The sequence below is a fragment of the Thermomonas sp. S9 genome, from assembly GCF_024704365.1.
Taxonomy (GTDB): Bacteria; Pseudomonadota; Gammaproteobacteria; order Xanthomonadales; family Xanthomonadaceae; genus Thermomonas.
The window spans coordinates 2623592-2640635 of the sequence record NZ_JAJDFY010000001.1 but is presented as its reverse complement, the minus strand read 5'-3'; the positions used below and the strand labels follow the sequence as shown (position 1 = coordinate 2640635).

General features: G+C 67.7%; 19 protein-coding genes and 3 pseudogenes. 19 read left to right on the top strand and 3 right to left on the bottom strand.

What is annotated here, in order from left to right; all coding sequences use genetic code 11:
* Window positions 1-8: 8 nt before the first annotated feature.
* From rplX to LJB71_RS13295, 17 genes and pseudogenes are all read left to right on the top strand, one after another.
* On the top strand, window positions 9-323 hold the full coding sequence (gene rplX, locus LJB71_RS13375) for a 50S ribosomal protein L24 (RefSeq protein ID WP_114959695.1): 315 nt from the start codon (window positions 9-11) through the stop codon (window positions 321-323).
* A gap of 1 nt (window position 324) precedes the next feature.
* Complete coding sequence (rplE, locus tag LJB71_RS13370; RefSeq protein WP_259304560.1) at window positions 325-867, top strand: 50S ribosomal protein L5; 543 nt, start codon at window positions 325-327, stop codon at window positions 865-867.
* A 9-nt stretch (window positions 868-876) separates the two neighbouring features.
* The gene (gene rpsN, locus LJB71_RS13365) at window positions 877-1182 is read left to right on the top strand and encodes a 30S ribosomal protein S14 (protein ID WP_259304559.1); all 306 of its coding nucleotides are present in this window, start codon (window positions 877-879) and stop codon (window positions 1180-1182) included.
* Between the two features lie 184 nt (window positions 1183-1366).
* On the top strand, window positions 1367-1762 hold the full coding sequence (gene rpsH / locus LJB71_RS13360; protein ID WP_114959692.1) for a 30S ribosomal protein S8: 396 nt from the start codon (window positions 1367-1369) through the stop codon (window positions 1760-1762).
* Window positions 1763-1775: 13 nt separating this feature from the next.
* Window positions 1776-2303, top strand: a complete 528-nt coding sequence (gene rplF, locus LJB71_RS13355; RefSeq protein WP_259304558.1) for a 50S ribosomal protein L6 — start codon at window positions 1776-1778, stop codon at window positions 2301-2303.
* Window positions 2304-2388: 85 nt separating this feature from the next.
* The gene (gene rplR, locus LJB71_RS13350; protein ID WP_259304557.1) at window positions 2389-2742 is read left to right on the top strand and encodes a 50S ribosomal protein L18; all 354 of its coding nucleotides are present in this window, start codon (window positions 2389-2391) and stop codon (window positions 2740-2742) included.
* Between the two features lie 152 nt (window positions 2743-2894).
* The gene (rpsE, locus tag LJB71_RS13345) at window positions 2895-3434 is read left to right on the top strand and encodes a 30S ribosomal protein S5 (RefSeq protein ID WP_259304556.1); all 540 of its coding nucleotides are present in this window, start codon (window positions 2895-2897) and stop codon (window positions 3432-3434) included.
* Entirely contained in the window at window positions 3427-3615 is a 189-nt protein-coding gene (rpmD, locus tag LJB71_RS13340; protein ID WP_114959688.1) for a 50S ribosomal protein L30, read from the top strand. Before rpsE ends, rpmD begins: the two co-directional genes overlap by 8 nt.
* A gap of 4 nt (window positions 3616-3619) precedes the next feature.
* The gene (rplO, locus tag LJB71_RS13335) at window positions 3620-4057 is read left to right on the top strand and encodes a 50S ribosomal protein L15 (RefSeq protein ID WP_259304555.1); all 438 of its coding nucleotides are present in this window, start codon (window positions 3620-3622) and stop codon (window positions 4055-4057) included.
* 7 nt (window positions 4058-4064) lie between these two features.
* A complete protein-coding gene (gene secY, locus LJB71_RS13330) occupies window positions 4065-5414 on the top strand; it encodes a preprotein translocase subunit SecY (protein ID WP_259304554.1) in 1350 nt (449 codons plus the stop codon).
* A gap of 341 nt (window positions 5415-5755) precedes the next feature.
* Window positions 5756-6112 carry a 30S ribosomal protein S13 gene (rpsM, locus tag LJB71_RS13325; protein WP_259304553.1) on the top strand — a complete coding sequence of 119 codons (357 nt, stop codon included), beginning with the start codon at window positions 5756-5758 and terminating at the stop codon, window positions 6110-6112.
* Between the two features lie 12 nt (window positions 6113-6124).
* Window positions 6125-6520, top strand: coding sequence for a 30S ribosomal protein S11 (gene rpsK, locus LJB71_RS13320; RefSeq protein WP_259304552.1), 396 nt, complete (start codon window positions 6125-6127; stop codon window positions 6518-6520).
* A 19-nt stretch (window positions 6521-6539) separates the two neighbouring features.
* Window positions 6540-7169: a 30S ribosomal protein S4 gene (gene rpsD / locus LJB71_RS13315; RefSeq protein WP_259304551.1), complete on the top strand. Its 630-nt coding sequence runs from the start codon at window positions 6540-6542 to the stop codon at window positions 7167-7169.
* A 52-nt stretch (window positions 7170-7221) separates the two neighbouring features.
* Window positions 7222-8219: pseudogene (rpoA, locus tag LJB71_RS13310) on the top strand (DNA-directed RNA polymerase subunit alpha).
* A gap of 233 nt (window positions 8220-8452) precedes the next feature.
* A complete protein-coding gene (rplQ, locus tag LJB71_RS13305; protein WP_259304550.1) occupies window positions 8453-8824 on the top strand; it encodes a 50S ribosomal protein L17 in 372 nt (123 codons plus the stop codon).
* Window positions 8825-8935: 111 nt separating this feature from the next.
* Window positions 8936-9455 (top strand): annotated as a pseudogene (locus tag LJB71_RS13300) (disulfide bond formation protein B).
* A gap of 63 nt (window positions 9456-9518) precedes the next feature.
* On the top strand, window positions 9519-10910 hold the full coding sequence (locus LJB71_RS13295) for a 3-deoxy-7-phosphoheptulonate synthase class II (RefSeq protein ID WP_259304549.1): 1392 nt from the start codon (window positions 9519-9521) through the stop codon (window positions 10908-10910).
* Window positions 10911-10952: 42 nt separating this feature from the next.
* Here LJB71_RS13295 and LJB71_RS13290 read toward each other — a convergent pair.
* From LJB71_RS13290 to typA, 3 genes and pseudogenes are all read right to left on the bottom strand, one after another.
* Window positions 10953-12415: pseudogene (locus LJB71_RS13290) on the bottom strand (amidase).
* Window positions 12416-12649: 234 nt separating this feature from the next.
* Window positions 12650-13123, bottom strand: a complete 474-nt coding sequence (locus tag LJB71_RS13285; RefSeq protein ID WP_259304548.1) for a DUF2127 domain-containing protein — start codon at window positions 13121-13123, stop codon at window positions 12650-12652.
* 59 nt (window positions 13124-13182) lie between these two features.
* Complete coding sequence (gene typA / locus LJB71_RS13280) at window positions 13183-15030, bottom strand: translational GTPase TypA (protein WP_259304547.1); 1848 nt, start codon at window positions 15028-15030, stop codon at window positions 13183-13185.
* 121 nt (window positions 15031-15151) lie between these two features.
* Between typA and LJB71_RS13275 the strand changes: the two genes are divergently transcribed.
* Together LJB71_RS13275 and LJB71_RS13270 are read left to right on the top strand one after the other, a co-directional pair.
* Window positions 15152-15646 (top strand): peptidylprolyl isomerase, encoded by a 495-nt coding sequence (locus LJB71_RS13275; RefSeq protein ID WP_259304546.1) that lies wholly within the window; start codon window positions 15152-15154, stop codon window positions 15644-15646.
* 198 nt (window positions 15647-15844) lie between these two features.
* Complete coding sequence (locus LJB71_RS13270; protein ID WP_259304545.1) at window positions 15845-17023, top strand: aminotransferase class I/II-fold pyridoxal phosphate-dependent enzyme; 1179 nt, start codon at window positions 15845-15847, stop codon at window positions 17021-17023.
* Window positions 17024-17044: the final 21 nt, after the last annotated feature.

Genomic DNA, 17044 nt, shown 5'->3' with positions numbered 1-17044 from the left:
GGAAGAACATGAACCGTATCCGCAAGGGCGACCAGGTGGTGATCACCACCGGCAACAAGAAGATCAAGGGCCAGACCGGCGAAGTGCTGCGCGTGGAAGGCGAGCGCGTGTACGTTGCCAACCTGAACCTGGTCAAGCGTCACACCAAGCCCAACCCGCAGGCCGGCCAGTCCGGCGGTGTGGTCGAGCGTGAGGCGTCGATCCACATTTCCAACGTGATGCTCTACAACCCGGCGACGGGCAAGGGCGAGCGCGTTGCCACCAAGGTGCTGGAGAATGGAAAGCGCATCCGCGTGTTCCGCTCCAGCGGCGAGGCCATCTGACATGACCACCCGACTCGAAAAGTTCTACAAGGATGAAGTGGTGCCGAAGCTGATGCAGCAGTTCGGTTACACCAATCCGATGGAAGTCCCCAAGCTCGTCAAGATCACGCTCAATATGGGTGTGGGCGAGGCCGCCACCAACAAGAAGGTGCTGGAGAACGCGGTGGCCGACATGGCCAAGATCTCCGGCCAGAAGCCGGTGGTGACCAAGTCGCGCGTCTCGGTGGCATCGTTCAAGATCCGCGACGGTTGGCCGATCGGGTGCAAGGTGACCCTGCGTCGCGCGCACATGTACGAGTTCCTGGACCGCCTGATCAACATCTCGCTGCCGCGCGTGCGCGACTTCCGCGGCGTGTCGGGGCGTTCGTTCGACGGTCGCGGCAACTACAACATGGGCGTGAAGGAGCAGATCATCTTCCCGGAGATCGACTTCGACGCCGTCGATGCGATGCGCGGCATGGACATCGCGATCACCACCACCGCGAAGACCGATGCGGAGGCCAAGGCCCTGCTCGAGGCTTTCCGTTTCCCGTTCCGCAACTAAGGACACGTCATGGCCAAGACTTCCATGATCAACCGCGAGGCCAAGCGTGCCAAGCTGGCCAAGCAGTACGCCGCCAAGCGCGAGGCGCTGAAGAAGGTCATCTCCAGCCAGGATGCGTCCTACGAGGAGAAGATGGCCGCGGCGACCAAGCTGCAGAAGCTGCCGCGCGATTCCTCGCCGTCCCGCCAGACCACCCGCTGCGCCCTGACCGGGCGCCCGCGCGCCGTGTACAGCAAGTTCGGCCTCGGCCGCAACAAGCTGCGCGAGGCGACCATGCGCGGCGACGTCCCGGGCCTGCGCAAGGCCAGCTGGTGATCCTCCCCCTGCGGACCGGAACCTGCTACACTAAATAGCTACCTTCCGCGCAAGCGAGGGCGGGCCCCGCCGCGATGCGGGGCTTGCGGCTACTGCAAACGCCTCGCCTGCCGGGCGCGGCGCCCACAATCCAGACAGATTTTCGCGAAAGCGGATATCGGTGCTACTCATCAGGTGAAACCACATGAGCATGACTGATCCCATCGCCGACATGCTGGTCCGCATCAAGAATGCGGCCGCGGTCGGCAAGCCGGCGGTGAAGATGCCGTCTTCCAAGATCAAGGTCGCGATCGCCAACGTCCTCAAGGACGAGGGGTACATCGCAGATGCCCGCGTGACCCAGGTCGGCGCCAAGGCCGAGCTCGAGATCGCGCTCAAGTATTTCGAAGGCAAGCCGGTGATCGAGACCCTGAAGCGCGTGTCGCGCTCGGGCCTGCGCCAGTATCGCGGCAAGGATGCGCTGCCAAAGGTGCTCGGCGGCCTGGGTGTTGCCATCATTTCCACCTCCAAGGGCATCATGACCGACTCGCAGGCGCGCCAGCAGGGCGTCGGCGGTGAAGTCCTGTGCATCGTGGCCTAAGGGAGTCGCACACATGTCCCGAGTCGCCAAGAAGCCCGTCGCCCTGGCCAAGGGTGTCGAAGTCAACGTCCAGCCGGAATCGATCAGCGTCAAGGGTCCGAAGGGTACCCTGAGCGTCGCCAAGCCGGCCGGAATCGAAGTCAAGGTGGAGGATGGCCACGCGCTGCTCTCCGCCAACGATGCCTCGCTGGTGCCGCTGACCGGTACCCTGCGTGCGATCGTCGCCAACATGGTGCGCGGCGTCAGCGCCGGCTTCGAGCGCAAGCTCGAGCTGGTCGGCGTGGGCTACCGCGCCGCCATGCAGGGCAAGGACCTGAACCTGTCGCTGGGGTATTCCCATCCGATCCTGTTCACCCCGCCGGCCGGCATCACCATTACCACTCCGACCCAGACCGAAATCCTGGTCGCCGGCGCCGACAAGCAGCTGGTCGGCGAGGTGGCAGCCAAGATCCGTGGTTATCGTCCGCCGGAGCCGTACAAGGGCAAGGGCGTGAAGTATTCCGACGAAACCATCATCCGCAAGGAAGCCAAGAAGGCCTAATGGTTGATCCCGCAGGAGGCGCCGCGCACTGTCCGGCGGGCTCCTCGGGAAATGCCCAGTCCTTCAGCTTTCGGAGACCAAGACAATGGAAAAGAAAATCGCCCGCCTGCGCCGTGCCAAGTCCACCCGCGCGCGCATCCGCGAACTCGGTGTCCCGCGCCTGTCGGTGCTGCGCACCGACCAGCACTTGTACGCCCAGCTGTTCACTGCCGACGGCGCCAAGGTGCTGGCATCGGCTTCGACCGTGCAGGCTGATGTCAAGGAAGGCCTGAAGAGCGGCAAGAACGCCGAAGCCGCCGCCAGGGTCGGCCGCGTGATCGCCGAGCGCGCCAAGGCCGCCGGCATCGAGAAGGTGGCGTTCGACCGTTCCGGCTATCGTTACCACGGCCGCATCAAGGCCCTGGCCGACGCGGCCCGCGAGGGCGGCCTGCAGTTCTGACGGCGCGCGGCGGGCCCTGGCCCGCCCGCCCGCTTGCCGGCGCAAGTGGCGCCGGGCGCCAGCTCCGGTTGCGGGGTTGGCGATCCACCCGCGGTACACCACAACGATAAGCGGCGACGCCGCAAATTCCTTCAATCAATCGAGACATCGAAATGGCAGAACAACGCGAATCCCGCGGCCGCGATCGCGGTCCCCGCGAGGAAAAAGTCGATGACGGCATGATCGAGAAACTGGTCGCCGTCAATCGCGTCAGCAAGACCGTCAAGGGCGGTCGCCAGTTCACTTTCACCGCGCTGACGGTGGTGGGCGACGGTGCCGGCAAGGTCGGCTTCGGCTATGGCAAGGCGCGCGAAGTGCCGGTGGCCATCCAGAAGTCGATGGAATACGCGCGCAGGAACATGAGCACGGTGGACCTGAACAACGGCACCCTGTTCCATGCGGTGAAGGCCGGCCACGGCGCCGCCCGCGTGTACATGCAGCCGGCGTCCGAGGGTACCGGCGTGATCGCCGGCGGTGCCATGCGCGCCGTGCTCGAGGCGGTGGGCGTGAAGAACGTGCTGGCCAAGGCGGTCGGTTCGCGCAACCCGATCAACCTGGTGCGCGCCACCGTCAAGGGCCTGGAGGCGATGCACTCGCCGGCCAAGATCGCCGCCAAGCGTGGCAAGAAGGTGGAGGATCTGATCCATGGCTAACGAAGGCAAGACCATCAAGGTTCGCCTGGTCAAGGGCCTGCGCGGCACCCAGTCGCGCCACCGTCTGTCGGTGAAGGCGCTCGGCCTCGGCAAGCTCAACAGCGTCCGCGAGCTGAAGGACAGCCCGCAGGTGCGTGGCCTGATCAATCAGCTGCACTACCTGGTGCGGGTGGAGGAGTAATCGCATGAAGCTCAATACGCTCAAGCCCGCTGACGGCGCCCGCAAGGAGCGCGTCCGCGTCGGTCGCGGCATTGGTTCCGGCCTGGGCAAGACCTGCGGCCGCGGCCACAAGGGTTCGTTCGCGCGCGCCGGCAAGGGCAAGATCAAGGCCGGCTTCGAAGGCGGCCAGATGCCCATGCAGCGCCGCCTGCCGAAGATCGGCTTCCGTTCGCAGATGGCCAAGGACACCGCCGAGGTTCTGCTGTACAAGCTGGATTCGCTGCCGGCCGGCGATGTCGATTTCGCGGCGCTGAAGGCCGCCGGTCTGGTGCCGAGCACCGCCAAGCGCGCCAAGATCGTGGCCAAGGGCGAGCTGACCAAGGCCTTCGTGCTGAAGGGCATCGCTGCGACCGCCGGCGCCAAGGCCGCGATCGAGGCGGCCGGCGGCAAGCTGGCGGAGTGACCGGCGCATGTCGCGAACCGCGGATGCACTGTCGGGCCTGATGGGTGCGGGCAAGTTCACCGAACTCCGCTCGCGCCTGCTGTTCGTGATCGGGGCGCTGATCGTCTACCGCATCGGGTGCTACATCCCGGTGCCGGGCGTGAATCCCGAGGCCATGCTGCAGCTGATGGATGCGCAGAAGGGCACCGTGGTGGACATGTTCAACATGTTCTCCGGCGGCGCCCTCTCGCGCTTCAGCCTGTTCGCGCTGAACGTGATGCCCTACATTTCGGCCTCCATCGTCATGCAGCTGATGGTGCAGATCCTGCCCAGCCTGAAGGCGATGCAGAAGGAGGGCGAGTCCGGGCGCCGCAAGATCACCCAGTACTCGCGCATCGGGTCAGTGTTCCTGGCCATTTTCCAGGCAGCTGGCATCGCGATCGCGCTGCAGCACCAGGGCGCGGGTAGCGGCATCCCGGTGGTGTACAACCCCGGCCCGGGCTTCGTGCTGACCGCGGTGGTCTCGCTGACCGCCGGCACCGTGTTCCTGATGTGGCTGGGCGAGCAGGTGACCGAGCGTGGCATCGGCAACGGCATCTCGCTGATCATCTTCGCCGGCATCGTCGCCGGGTTGCCGGGCGCCGTGCTGCATACCCTGCAGCAGGCCAATGCCGGTGAGATGCAGTGGATCACCGTGTTCGTGATCCTGGCGATCGTGATCGCGGTGACCTGGTTCGTGGTGTTCATGGAGAGCGGCCAGCGCCGCATCACCGTGAACTACGCGCGGCGCCAGGGCGGCCGCGGCGGCTACCAGAACCAGAGCTCGTTCCTGCCGCTGAAGCTCAACATGTCGGGCGTGATCCCCCCGATCTTCGCGTCTTCGCTGATCATGTTCCCGGCCACCGCATCGACCTGGTTCGGGCAGTCCGGCAGCACCGCCACCGTGTGGCTGCAGAAGGTCAGCCAGATGCTGTCGCCGGGCGAGCCGCTGCACATGATCCTGCTGGCGGCGCTGATCATCGGGTTCGCGTTCTTCTACACCGCATTGGTATTCAATTCGCAGGAAACCGCCGACAACCTGAAGAAGTCGGGTGCGCTGATCCCGGGCATCCGTCCCGGCCGCGCGACCGGCGAGTACATCGATGGCGTGCTGACCCGGTTGACCGCTGCCGGCGCCCTGTACCTGGTGCTGGTGTGCCTGCTTCCCGAAGTGATGCGCACCAAGCTGGGCACGTCCTTCTACTTCGGCGGCACCTCGCTGCTGATCGTGGTGGTGGTGGTGATGGATTTCATCGCGCAGATCCAGGCGCACCTGATGTCGCACCAGTACGAGAGCCTGCTGAAGAAGGCCAACCTGAAGGGGCGCGGGGCGCGCTAAGGCGCACACTGCGTGCCTTCCTCCCGCCACGGGCGGGACGCAACAACCGCCGGATCGACGGATGCGCGATCCGGCAACTGGGCGACCCTTGCAGCGATCCCGTGCAAGGGTGGTTCCAGGCCGATCCGCGCGCCAGAGTAGCGCGCGGGCAGGCGGCGGCCGCAAGGCCGGCGCACTGCCAGCCCGGGGCCGTCGCCGGAGCATGGGCACACTCCCCATGCCGGGTCCGGGCGCCGTCAGGCGCCCCGGGCTTCCTGAATGACCGGGGTCTTGCTACAATTTCATATTTCCCGCGCCGGATCCCGTGATTCGGCGTCATTACGCATATCGGAGATCGCCTTATGGCGCGTATTGCAGGCGTCAACCTGCCTGCCCAGAAGCACGTCTGGGTCGGGCTGCAAAGCATCTACGGCATTGGCCGTACCCGTTCCAAGCTGGTTTGCGAAGCGGCCGGCGTGGATTCGTCGACCAAGATCCGCGACCTGTCCGAGCCGGAAGTCGAGCGCCTGCGCGCCGAGATCGGCAAGTACGTGGTCGAGGGCGACCTGCGCCGCGAGGTCGGCATGGCCATCAAGCGCCTGATGGACCTGGGCTGCTACCGCGGCCTGCGCCATCGCCGTGGCCTGCCGCTGCGTGGCCAGCGCACCCGTACCAATGCGCGCACCCGCAAGGGCCCGCGCAAGGCCATCAAGAAGTAAGGAACCCAGACCATGGCCAAGCCGGCTGCTGCCAACAAGACCAAGAAGAAGGTCAAGCGCGTCGTCACCGACGGCATCGCGCACGTCCACGCTTCGTTCAACAACACCATCGTCACCATCACCGACCGCCAGGGCAATGCGCTGAGCTGGGCGACCTCGGGCGGCGCGGGCTTCCGCGGTTCGCGCAAGTCCACCCCGTTCGCCGCGCAGGTTGCCGCCGAGAAGGCCGGCAAGGCCGCGCTGGACTACGGCGTGAAGGCGCTGGAAGTGCGCATCAAGGGCCCGGGTCCGGGCCGCGAATCCGCCGTGCGTTCGCTGAACAACGTCGGCTACAAGATCCTCAACATCATCGACGTGACGCCGATCCCGCACAACGGGTGCCGTCCGCCGAAGAAGCGTCGCGTCTGACGCGCGGGAGCACAAGAACATGGCTCGTTATATCGGTCCCACCTGCAAGCTCGCCCGCCGCGAAGGCGCCGACCTGTCGCTGAAGTCGCCGGCGCGCGCGCTCGACTCCAAGTGCAAGCTGGAGCAGAAGCCCGGCCAGCATGGCGCCAACGCGCGCAAGGGCAAGCTGTCCGACTACGCCACCCAACTGCGCGAGAAGCAGAAGGTCAAGCGCATCTACGGCCTGCTGGAGCGCCAGTTCCGCAACTACTACAAGAAGGCCGCGACCAAGAAGGGCAATACCGGTGAAAACCTCCTGCAGCTGCTGGAGACCCGCCTGGACAACGTCGTCTACCGCATGGGCTTTGCCGTCACCCGCCCGGCCGCGCGCCAGCTGGTCAGCCACCGCGGCGTCACCGTGAACGGCAAGCTGGTCAATCTGCCGTCCTACACGGTCAAGGCCGGCGACGCGATCGCGCTGTCGGAGAAGGCGCAGAAGCAGATGCGCGTGAAGGAGTCGCTGACCCTCGCCGAGCAGATGAACCTGTCGCCGTCCTGGGTGGAAGTGGATGCCGGCAAGTTCGCCGGCGTGTTCAAGGCGGTGCCGGATCGCGCCGACCTGCCCAGCGACATCAACGAAGCGCTGATCGTCGAGCTGTACTCGAAGTAAGCCATTGCCACCGGCCTGCGCCCAGCGCGCAGGCCTGCAGGAGACTCCCCGAATGACGGTTACCGCCACCCAAGTCCTGCGTCCGCGCGGACCGCAGATCGAGCGCATCACCGACACCCGCGCCAAGGTCGTGATCGAACCTTTGGAGCGCGGCTACGGCCACACCCTCGGCAACGCGCTGCGCCGCGTGCTGCTCTCGTCGATCCCGGGCTTCGCCATCACCGAGGTCGAGATCGACGGCGTGCTGCACGAGTACACCACGGTCGAAGGCCTGCAGGAGGACGTGTCGAGGTCCTGCTGAACCTCAAGGACGTCGCCATCCGCATGCATAGCGGCGACACCGATACCCTGGAGCTGAAGAAGCAAGGTCCGGGCGTCGTCACCGCCGGCGACATCAAGACCACCCACAACGTGGAAGTGCTCAACCCCGACCATGTGATCGCCACCCTGACCAAGGACGTGGCGCTCAACATCCGCCTGACCATCAGCCGCGGCTTCGGCTACCAGCCGGCCGCCGCCCGCCGTCGTCCCGACGACGAGGCGCGCACGATCGGCCGCCTGGTGCTGGACGCTTCGTTCTCGCCGGTCCGCCGCGTGGCCTACGCGGTGGAAGCCGCGCGCGTCGAGCAGCGTACCGACCTCGACAAGCTGGTGCTGGACATCGAGACCAACGGCACGATCGATGCCGAGGAGGCCGTGCGCACCGCCGCCGACATCCTCACCGACCAGCTGTCGGTGTTCGGCGATTTCACCCACCGCGAGCGCGGCGCCAAGCCGCAGGCCAGCGCCGGCGTCGACCCGCTGCTGCTGCGCCCGATCGACGACCTCGAGCTGACCGTGCGTTCGGCCAACTGCCTGAAGGCCGAGAGCATCTACTACATCGGCGATCTGATCCAGAAGACCGAGGTGGAGCTGCTCAAGACCCCGAACCTGGGCAAGAAGTCGCTCACCGAGATCAAGGAAGTGCTGGCCCAGCGCGGCCTGTCGCTGGGCATGAAGCTGGAGAACTGGCCGCCGGCCGGTGCCGCGACCCACGGCATGCTCGGCTGATCGCCGGGCCACCCGCTTGCGCCATGCACGCAGGCAGGCGCCTCTGCAGGATGCCGCCGTGGTGATTGCCCGGCGGTATCGGCAGGCTCTCGATCCACCGACGGGCCAAGCCCGCGGCATCCGGTCCAGGGAGTGACCGGCAAGGACCACCCGCAGTCCGCAGTTCCAACGCCTGGATGGCGACAGCGAAGTTCAGCGTTCCACTCTTTCCAACATTTTCAGGAATTCAAGCCATGCGCCACCAGAAAGCCGGCCGCAAGTTCAATCGCACCAGCGCCCATCGCCAGGTGATGTTCTCGAACATGGCGGCGTCGCTGTTCAAGCACGAAATCATCCGTACCACCCTGCCCAAGGCCAAGGAACTGCGTCGCGTCGCCGAGCCGCTGATCACCCTGGCCAAGACCGATGGTGTGGCCAACCGCCGCCTGGCGTTCTCGCGCCTGCGCGACAAGGAAGCGGTGGGCACCCTGTTCACCGTGCTCGGCCCGCGCTATGCGCAGCGCCCGGGCGGCTACCTGCGCATCCTCAAGTGCGGCTTCCGCGCCGGCGACAACGCGCCGATGGCCTACGTCGAGCTGGTGGATCGCCCGCAGGCCGCCGAGTAAGGCGCGCCGGCACCGCCACGGCGGTGCATCCACGAAAACCCCGGGCCTGCCCGGGGTTTTTCGTTTTGGCGGGTTCTGCACCATAATCGGCGGATCGATGAAGGGGCAGGCATGAATCCGTTCCGCTGGTCGTTCCGCGCGCAGTTCCTGTTCGGGTTCGCCTGCTGCGCCGCGCTGCTGGGCTATGCCTTCTACGTGCAGTTCAAGCTGGGCATCCAGCCGTGTCCGTTCTGCATCTTCCAGCGCCTCTGCTTCGGCGCGCTCGGCCTGGTGTTCCTGTTCGGGGCCCTGCATGACCCGCGCCGGGCAGGCGCGCGCAAGGCATGGGCGCTGCTGGCGTTGGTGCCGGCGCTGGGCGGGCTGGTCTATGCCGGCCGCCACAGCTGGGTGCAGCTGCATCCGCCCGAGTTGCCCAGCTGCGGGCCCGGTTTGAACTTCATCGTCGAGCAGTACTCCTGAGCTGGGGGCGGCGCGCAGGGTGCTGCAGGCCACCGGGGATTGCGCCAGCATCGACTGGCAGTTCCTCGGGCTGTCGATGCCGATGTGGGCCTTCCTGTGGTTCCTCGGCCTCGGGCTGGGAGCGCTGTACGCCGGATTCCGCCAGCGCCAGAACTATCGGTTCCGCAGATAACGGTTGCAGGGGCGGCGCGCGCGCGGGATGATGCGACGCAACAGTCCACGTTCCGGTTGCAGCATGTCCATCGCGCCCGCCCACGCTCCCGTCGTCCCCGCGCTGCAGGCCGCGCAAGGGTGGACGCCGTCCAGCTGGCGCGACAAGCCGGCGCTGCAGATGCCGGTGTACCCGGATGCGGCGGAGCTGGCGGCGGCCCAGGAGGAACTGCGCGCGCTGCCACCGCTGGTGACCTCGCGCGAGATCCTCGCACTCAAGCAGCAACTGGCCGAGGCCCAGGAAGGCCGGCGCTTCCTGCTGCAGGGCGGCGATTGCGCCGAGAGCTTCTCGGAGTGCAATGCCGAGGTCATCACCAACCGGCTCAAGGTGCTGCTGCAGATGAGCCTGGTGCTGGTGCACGGGCTGAAGGTGCCGGTGGTGCGCGTGGGCCGCTTTGCCGGGCAGTACGCCAAGCCGCGCTCGGCCGACATGGAGACCCGCGACGGCGTCGCCTTGCCGAGCTATCGCGGCGACATCGTCAACGGCCCGGAATTCACCGCGCAGGCGCGCATTCCCGATCCGCGGCGGATGATCAAGGCGCATGCGCGCTCGGCGATGACGATGAACTTCGTGCGCTCGCTGATCGACGGCGGCTTCGCCGACCTGCACCACCCCGAATACTGGGGACTGGGCTGGGTGGGGCAGTCGCCGCACGCGGCCGAGTATCAGGCGATGGTGGAGAACATCGGCGACGCCGTGCGCTTCATGGAGACCCTGGCCGGACGCCAGATGCAGAGCCTGAACCGGGTGGAGTTCTACACCTCGCACGAGGCCCTGCTGCTGCCGTATGAAGAAGCGCAGACCCGGCAGGTGCCGCGCGCGCCGGGCTGGTTCAACCTGAGCACGCATTTCCCGTGGATCGGCATGCGCACTGCCGCGCTGGACGGCGCCCACGTCGAGTATTTCCGCGGCATCCGCAACCCGGTGGCGGTGAAGATCGGGCCGTCGGTGACGCCGGAGCAGTTGCTGCCGCTGATCGATGCGCTCAACCCCGACAACGAGCCGGGCCGGCTGGGGCTGATCCACCGCATGGGCGCGCAGCAGATCGCCGGGAAGCTGCCGCCGCTGCTGGAGGCGGTGCGGCGCGAGGGCCGGCGGGTGCTGTGGATCTGCGATGCCATGCACGGCAACACCGAATCGACCCGCAACGGCTACAAGACCCGGCGCTTCGAGAACATCCGCAGCGAGATCGAGCAGGCGTTCGACCTGCATGCGGCCGCAGGCACGCGCCTGGGCGGCGTGCATCTGGAGTTGACCGGCGAGAACGTCACCGAGTGCCTCGGCGGTGCGCGCGAGCTGACCGAGCTGGACCTGCAGCGTGCCTACCGCACTACGGTCGATCCGCGTCTGAACTACGAGCAGGCGCTGGAGATCGCGATGCTGATCGTGCGCAAGCGCGGCGCCATCGCGGCCTGAGGCGCGCCGCCGCACGCGGCGGCGCGCCAGGCCATTTCCGGCTTACTTCGCGGCAGGCGGCAGCTGCACCGTCGGCAGCAGGCGCGGCGGCCTGCGTGCGTGGGTGGCCTGCTCGAAGGCATAGCCCAGCTCGATCAGGCGCGGCTCGCTCCACGCGCTGCCCATGAACACGATGCCGACCGGCAGGCCGTGCACCTCGCCCATCGGCACGGTCAGGCTGGGGTAGCGCGCGACTGCGGCCGCGCCGTAGCCGGCACCGGTGAAGTGGTCGCCGTTGATCGGGTCGGTGGGCCAGGCGGGCGACATCGCCGGCGCCACCAGCGCGTCCAGATTCTGCTTGCGCAGGGCGGCGTCGATCCCTTCCGGCCCGGCCAGCCGGCGCACCTTGTCGCGCGCGGCAAGATACGCCGGTTCGGTCAGCGGCCCCTTGGCCTGCGCCTGCTCGAACAGCTCCTGCCCGAAGTAGGGCATTTCCTGCGCGGCGTGTGCCTTGTTGTAGTCGATCAGTTCCGCCAGCGACTTGTACGGCGTGTCGGTGCCGGCCAGGTAGCGGTTCAGGCCGTCCTTGAACTCGTACAGCATCATCTGCAGCTCGGCGTCATCCCATTGGCCCAGGGTGGGGATCTCGGCATCCACCACGGTCGCGCCGGCCGCCTTGAGCGCGGCGACCGCCGCCTCGAACGCGGCGTCGGTATCCGGCTGGTAGCCGGTCAGCTTGCGTACCACGCCGATCCGCGCGCCCTTGAGCGCGTCGACCTTCAGGTGTGCGGTGTAGTCGATGGGGGTCGTGTCCTTGCGCTCGCCGGCGGCCGGATCGGCCGGGTCGGGCGCGGCGATCGCGGTCAGCAGCACGGCGGCATCGGCCACGTTGCGCGTCATCGGGCCGGCGGTGTCCTGCGAGACCGAGATCGGGATGATCCCGCTGCGGCTGACCAGGCCGACGGTGGGCTTGATCCCGACCAGTCCGGCCACCGCGGAAGGGCAGATGATGCTGCCGTCGGTCTCGGTGCCGATGCCGGCGGCGGCGAGGTTGGCGGCGATCGCACTGCCGGTGCCGGCGCTGGAGCCGCAGGGATTGCGGTCGAGCGCGTAGGGATTTTTGGTCTGTCCGCCGCGCCCGCTCCAGCCCGAGGTGGAGCGGGTGGAGCGGAAATTCGCCCATTCCGATAGGTTGGTCTTGCCCAGGATCACCGCGCCGGCCGCGCGCAGCTTCGCCACCAGGAAGGCGTCGGCCTTGGGGCGGTTGCCGGCCAGCGCCAGCGAGCCGGCGGAATTGGCCATCGGGGTGGCGTCGATGTTGTCCTTCAACAGCACCGGGATGCCGTGCAGCGGGCCGCGGATCTGGCCGGCCTTGCGTTCGGCATCCCGCGCATCGGCCTCCTTGAGCGCGTCCGGATTGAGCTCGATCACCGCGTTGAGTGCGGGGCCGGCGCGGTCGATCGCGGCGATGCGGTCGAGATAGGCCTGGGTGAGCGCGTGAAGCTGCTGAGTGCGCCGGACGCCATCTTCGCCTGCAGGTCGGTGATGCTGGCCTCCTCGAAGGCGAACGCGGGCGCGGTGGTCTGCGCGGGTTGGGCGCTCGCAGCCGCGGCCGCGGACGGCGGGGGCGAGGCGGGCTGGCAGGCGGCCAGGGCGAGGGTCAGCGCGGCGGCGAGGGGCAGGTGGCGCATGGCGGACTCCGGTGCGTGGGCAACCGGCGGAGCATTGCGCAGGGCGCGCCCGCGGGCAAGTGCGGGCGGTCAGTGCCGGCGCCTGCGCAGCAGGTCGCGGGCGAGGGCGTACACCACCACCAGGTTGATGATCAGCACCGTCACCGACAGCCAGCCCGGATGGCGGAAGATCGCGCCGATGTCCAGCGGCAGGTACAGCGCCGCCGATACCACGCCCAGCCACGAGGCCCAGGCGCGCACCCGCCACAGGCCCCAGGCTTCGACGAAGCGCAGCAGCGCGTACCCGAGCAGGACCAGCGCGGTCAGGTGCACGGTATTGCGGCTGATCGCATCCAGCACGTGCGCGATCGGGCCGCGCTCGGGATGCAGGTGCAGCCGCCAGGTGAGCTCGATGATGAAGTGGCGGATCGGCTGCGGCCCCAGCAAGGCCAGGCCGCTGGCCGAGACCAGCGCCAGCAGGCCCTTGAACGCCTCGAACACGGCGATGACGTGCAGGCCCGGATGCGCGTGCGGGTCCGGGTTGTAGTGCGGGGTATGGCTCATGCCGTCCTCTCTGGCGCGTGGCGCGATTGTCGCAGAGACGGACGCGGCATGCGGCGGAATCAGCCCGCGCGGCTGGCGCGCTTGCGGTCGGTTTCGGTGCGCAGCTTCTTGCGCAGGCGGATCTGTTTGGGCGTGACTTCCACCAGCTCGTCGTCGTCGATGAACTCCAGCGCCTGCTCCAGCGAGAACTTGATCGGCGGGATCAGGCCCTCGTCGTCGTCCTTGCCGGCGGCGCGGAAGTTGGTCAGCTGCTTGCCGCGCAGCGCATTGACGGTGAGGTCGTTGTCCTTGCTGTGGATGCCAACGATCTGGCCTTCGTAGATCTCCTCGCCCGGCTCGATGAACAGGCGGCCGCGCTCCTGCATCGCCGCCTGCGCGTAGGCCGGCGAGCTGCCGGTGGCGTTGGAGATCAGCACGCCGTTCTGGCGCTGGCCGATGCTGCCCTCCGACTTCGGCCCGTAGTGGTCGAACACGTGGAACAGCAGGCCGGTGCCGGCGGTGAGGGTGCGGAACTCGGTCTGGAAGCCGATCAGGCCGCGCGCCGGGATGATGTAGTCCAGGCGCACGCGGCCCTTGCCGTCCGGTTCCATGTTCTGCAGCAGTGCCTTGCGCTCGCCGAGGCGGCCCATCACGCCGCCCTGGTACTGCTCGTCCATGTCGACCACCAGCGATTCGTACGGCTCGGACAGCACGCCGTCGATTTCCTTGATGATGACCTCCGGGCGCGACACCGCCAGCTCGTAGCCCTCGCGGCGCATGGTCTCGATCAGGATCGACAGGTGCAGCTCGCCGCGGCCGCTGACCTTGAACTTGTCGGCGTCGGCGGTGTCCTCGACCTTCAGCGCGACGTTGTGCTGGGTCTCGCGCAGCAGGCGATCGCGCAGTTGGCGGCTGGTGAGGAACTTGCCGCCCGAATGTTCCTTCACGCCGGCGAACGGCGAGTCGTTGACCTGGAAGGTCATGCTGATGGTGGGTTCGTCCACCGCCAGCACCGGCAGCTGCTCGACCGCGGCCGGGTCGCACAGGGTGTCGGAGATGCCGATGCCCTCGATGCCGCTGAAGGCGATGATGTCGCCGGCCTGCGCCTCGCCGACTTCCACCCGCTCCAGCCCCATGAAGCCCAGCACCTGCAGCACCTTGGCGTTGCGGCGGCTGCCGTCGGCGGCCACCACCGTCACCGCCTGGTTGGTCTTGACCTTGCCGCGCTGGATGCGGCCGATGCCGATCACGCCGACGTAGTTGTTGTAGTCCAGCGAGGTGACGCGCATCTGGAACGGGCCGTCCGGGTCCACCGGCGGCGCCGGCACCTTGTCGCAGATCGCCTCGAACAGTGGGGTCATGTCGCCCCCGCGCACGCTCTCGTCGAGGCCGGCGTAGCCCTGCAGGCCGCTGGCGTACACGGTGGTGAAGTCGAGCTGCTCGTCGGTCGCGCCGAGACGGTCGAACAGGTCGAAGGTCTGGTCCAGCACCCAGCTGGGGCGCGCTCCCGGGCGATCCACCTTGTTGACCACCACGATCGGCTTGAAGCCCATCGCGAACGCCTTCTGGGTGACGAAGCGGGTCTGCGGCATCGGCCCGTCCATCGCGTCCACCAGGATCAGCACCGAATCCACCATCGACAGCACGCGCTCGACCTCGCCGCCGAAGTCGGCGTGCCCGGGGGTATCGACGATATTGATGCGCCACTGCTCGCCGGTCTTGGGGTTGGTCCAGCGGATCGCGGTGTTCTTGGAGAGGATGGTGATGCCGCGCTCCTTCTCCAGGTCGTTGCTGTCCATCACCCGCTCCGGGACGACCGCGCGCTCGCTCAGGGTGCCGGACTGCTTCAGCAGCTGGTCGACGAGGGTGGTCTTGCCATGGTCGACGTGGGCGACGATGGCGATGTTGCGGAGGCGTTCGACGGACATGCGGTGGGCTCGTGGGGGCCGCACCGGCGGCCGATCGGCTGGCGGCGCGCGCGGTGGAGGAAGGCAAGCCGGCTATTATATCGGCTTCATGCGCCCATCCTGGCCCCGGAGATGAACCACAATGAGCCTGATCGCCAATTTCGACACCGACCGCGGTGCCATCCGCGTGGAGCTGGCCGCCGCCGAGGCGCCGCTGACCGTGGCCAATTTCGTCAACCTGGCCAGGCGCGGCTTCTACGACGGCCTGAATTTCCATCGCGTGATCGCCGATTTCATGATCCAGGGCGGCTGCCCGGAAGGCAGCGGCCGCGGCGGCCCCGGCTACCGCTTCGAGGACGAGACCGGCAACGGCCTGCGCCACGAGCGCGGGGTGCTGTCGATGGCCAACGCCGGCCCCAACACCAATGGCAGCCAGTTCTTCATCACCCATGTGCCCTGCGGCTGGCTGGACGGCAAGCACACCGTGTTCGGCAAGGTGGTCGCGGGCATGGACGTGGTGGATGCCGTGAAGCAGGGCGACCGCATCAGGTCGGTGACGATCGAGGGCGACGCCGAAGCGGCGCTGGCCGCCAAGGCCGAGCGCGTGGCCGAGTGGAACAGGATCCTGGCGGCCTGAACGCGCGGTAGCGGTATCGCGACGGGCGACCACGGGCCGCCCGTCGCGTTTGCGGGCGCTGCTGGTCCGGCCGCGGGCATGCGTACGGGGCGGTCGGCGCGGGGCAGCATGCTAGAATCCCGGGGCTTTCCCACATGTTCAACGCCGCGCCAGCGGCCCGTCCCGAGGTTCCCCACGATGCCTCAATTCGCCCGGCGCATGAGCCGCGCCAAGCCCAGCGTCATCATGCAGGTCGCCGAGAAGGCCAGGCGCCTGAAGGCCGAAGGCCGCGACATCATCAGCTTCTCGATCGGCGTGCCCAACTTCCTTCCCGGCGAGCATGTGTATGCCGCCGCGCGCGAGGCGCTGGCCAAGGACAGCGGGCAGTACGGCAGCAACCGCGGCAGCGACGCGCTGCTGGATGCATTCCTCGCGCACATGGAGGCGCTGGGCCTGGGCGGCTTTACCCGCGCCAACTGCAGCACCGGCATCGGCGCCAAGCACGTCATCTACAACCTGGCCGAGGCGCTGCTGGACGAGGGCGACACCATCGTGTTCCCGACCCCGTACTGGACCAGCTACCTGGACATCGCGGAGATCGTGAACGCGAAGGTGCAGCTGCTGGAATGCCCGGCGTCGCAGGACTACAAGGTCACCCCGGCGCAGCTGGAGGCGGCGCTGGCGGCCAGGCCCAAGGTGTTCCTGTTCAACAACCCGTCCAACCCGACCGGCATGGCGTACACCCGCGGTGAAATCGCGGCGCTGGCCGAGGTGCTGGTGAAGTACCCCGACACCTGGATCATCACCGACGACATCTACAACCGGATGCTGTTCGACGGGCTGGAGTACGTGAACTTCATGCAGGTCCGCCCGGAGCTGCGCGAACGCACGATCTTCATCGACTCGCTGTCCAAGACCTACGGCATGCCCGGCTGGCGGGTGGGCTTCATGGCCGGCCCGGAAGCAGTGGCCACGGCCGTCACCACGCTCAATTCCAACCACATCACCAACCTGCCGGAGATCACCACGGCCGCCGCGATTGCCGCGCTGACCGGCCCGCAGGACGTGCCGGCGGCCAAGTGCGCGGAATTCCAGGCCAAGCGCGACGAGGTCATGGCGGCGCTGGCGGCGATCCCGGGCGTGGTCTGCCCGCGGCCGCAGGGCGCGTTCTACGTGTTCCCCGACATCCGCTGCGCGTTCGGCAAGTCGCACGCCGGGGTGAAGATCGAAAACGACGTCGATTTCTGCAGCGCGCTGCTGGATGCCAAGGGCGTGGCCTGCGTGCCGGGCTCGGCATTCGGCGAGCCCAACGCCATGCGCATCAGTTATACCTGCCCGACGCCGCAGCTGGCGCCGGGCCTGGCCCGCATCCAGGAATTCTTCGCCGAGCTGCGGTAAGCCGGCGTCCATCCTTTCCCC

Excerpts from the sequence above, each read along its gene's own strand:
- rplX (WP_114959695.1), top strand. The coding sequence starts at position 9 with ATGAACCGTATCCGCAAGGGCGACCAGGTGGTGATCACCACCGGCAAC.
- rplE (WP_259304560.1), top strand. The coding sequence starts at position 325 with ATGACCACCCGACTCGAAAAGTTCTACAAGGATGAAGTGGTGCCGAAG.
- rpsN (WP_259304559.1), top strand. The coding sequence starts at position 877 with ATGGCCAAGACTTCCATGATCAACCGCGAGGCCAAGCGTGCCAAGCTG.
- rpsH (WP_114959692.1), top strand. The coding sequence starts at position 1,367 with ATGAGCATGACTGATCCCATCGCCGACATGCTGGTCCGCATCAAGAAT.
- rplF (WP_259304558.1), top strand. The coding sequence starts at position 1,776 with ATGTCCCGAGTCGCCAAGAAGCCCGTCGCCCTGGCCAAGGGTGTCGAA.
- rplR (WP_259304557.1), top strand. The coding sequence starts at position 2,389 with ATGGAAAAGAAAATCGCCCGCCTGCGCCGTGCCAAGTCCACCCGCGCG.
- rpsE (WP_259304556.1), top strand. The coding sequence starts at position 2,895 with ATGGCAGAACAACGCGAATCCCGCGGCCGCGATCGCGGTCCCCGCGAG.
- rpmD (WP_114959688.1), top strand. The coding sequence starts at position 3,427 with ATGGCTAACGAAGGCAAGACCATCAAGGTTCGCCTGGTCAAGGGCCTG.
- rplO (WP_259304555.1), top strand. The coding sequence starts at position 3,620 with ATGAAGCTCAATACGCTCAAGCCCGCTGACGGCGCCCGCAAGGAGCGC.
- secY (WP_259304554.1), top strand. The coding sequence starts at position 4,065 with ATGTCGCGAACCGCGGATGCACTGTCGGGCCTGATGGGTGCGGGCAAG.
- rpsM (WP_259304553.1), top strand. The coding sequence starts at position 5,756 with ATGGCGCGTATTGCAGGCGTCAACCTGCCTGCCCAGAAGCACGTCTGG.
- rpsK (WP_259304552.1), top strand. The coding sequence starts at position 6,125 with ATGGCCAAGCCGGCTGCTGCCAACAAGACCAAGAAGAAGGTCAAGCGC.
- rpsD (WP_259304551.1), top strand. The coding sequence starts at position 6,540 with ATGGCTCGTTATATCGGTCCCACCTGCAAGCTCGCCCGCCGCGAAGGC.
- rplQ (WP_259304550.1), top strand. The coding sequence starts at position 8,453 with ATGCGCCACCAGAAAGCCGGCCGCAAGTTCAATCGCACCAGCGCCCAT.
- LJB71_RS13295 (WP_259304549.1), top strand. The coding sequence starts at position 9,519 with ATGTCCATCGCGCCCGCCCACGCTCCCGTCGTCCCCGCGCTGCAGGCC.
- LJB71_RS13285 (WP_259304548.1), bottom strand. The coding sequence starts at position 13,123 with ATGAGCCATACCCCGCACTACAACCCGGACCCGCACGCGCATCCGGGC.
- typA (WP_259304547.1), bottom strand. The coding sequence starts at position 15,030 with ATGTCCGTCGAACGCCTCCGCAACATCGCCATCGTCGCCCACGTCGAC.
- LJB71_RS13275 (WP_259304546.1), top strand. The coding sequence starts at position 15,152 with ATGAGCCTGATCGCCAATTTCGACACCGACCGCGGTGCCATCCGCGTG.
- LJB71_RS13270 (WP_259304545.1), top strand. The coding sequence starts at position 15,845 with ATGAGCCGCGCCAAGCCCAGCGTCATCATGCAGGTCGCCGAGAAGGCC.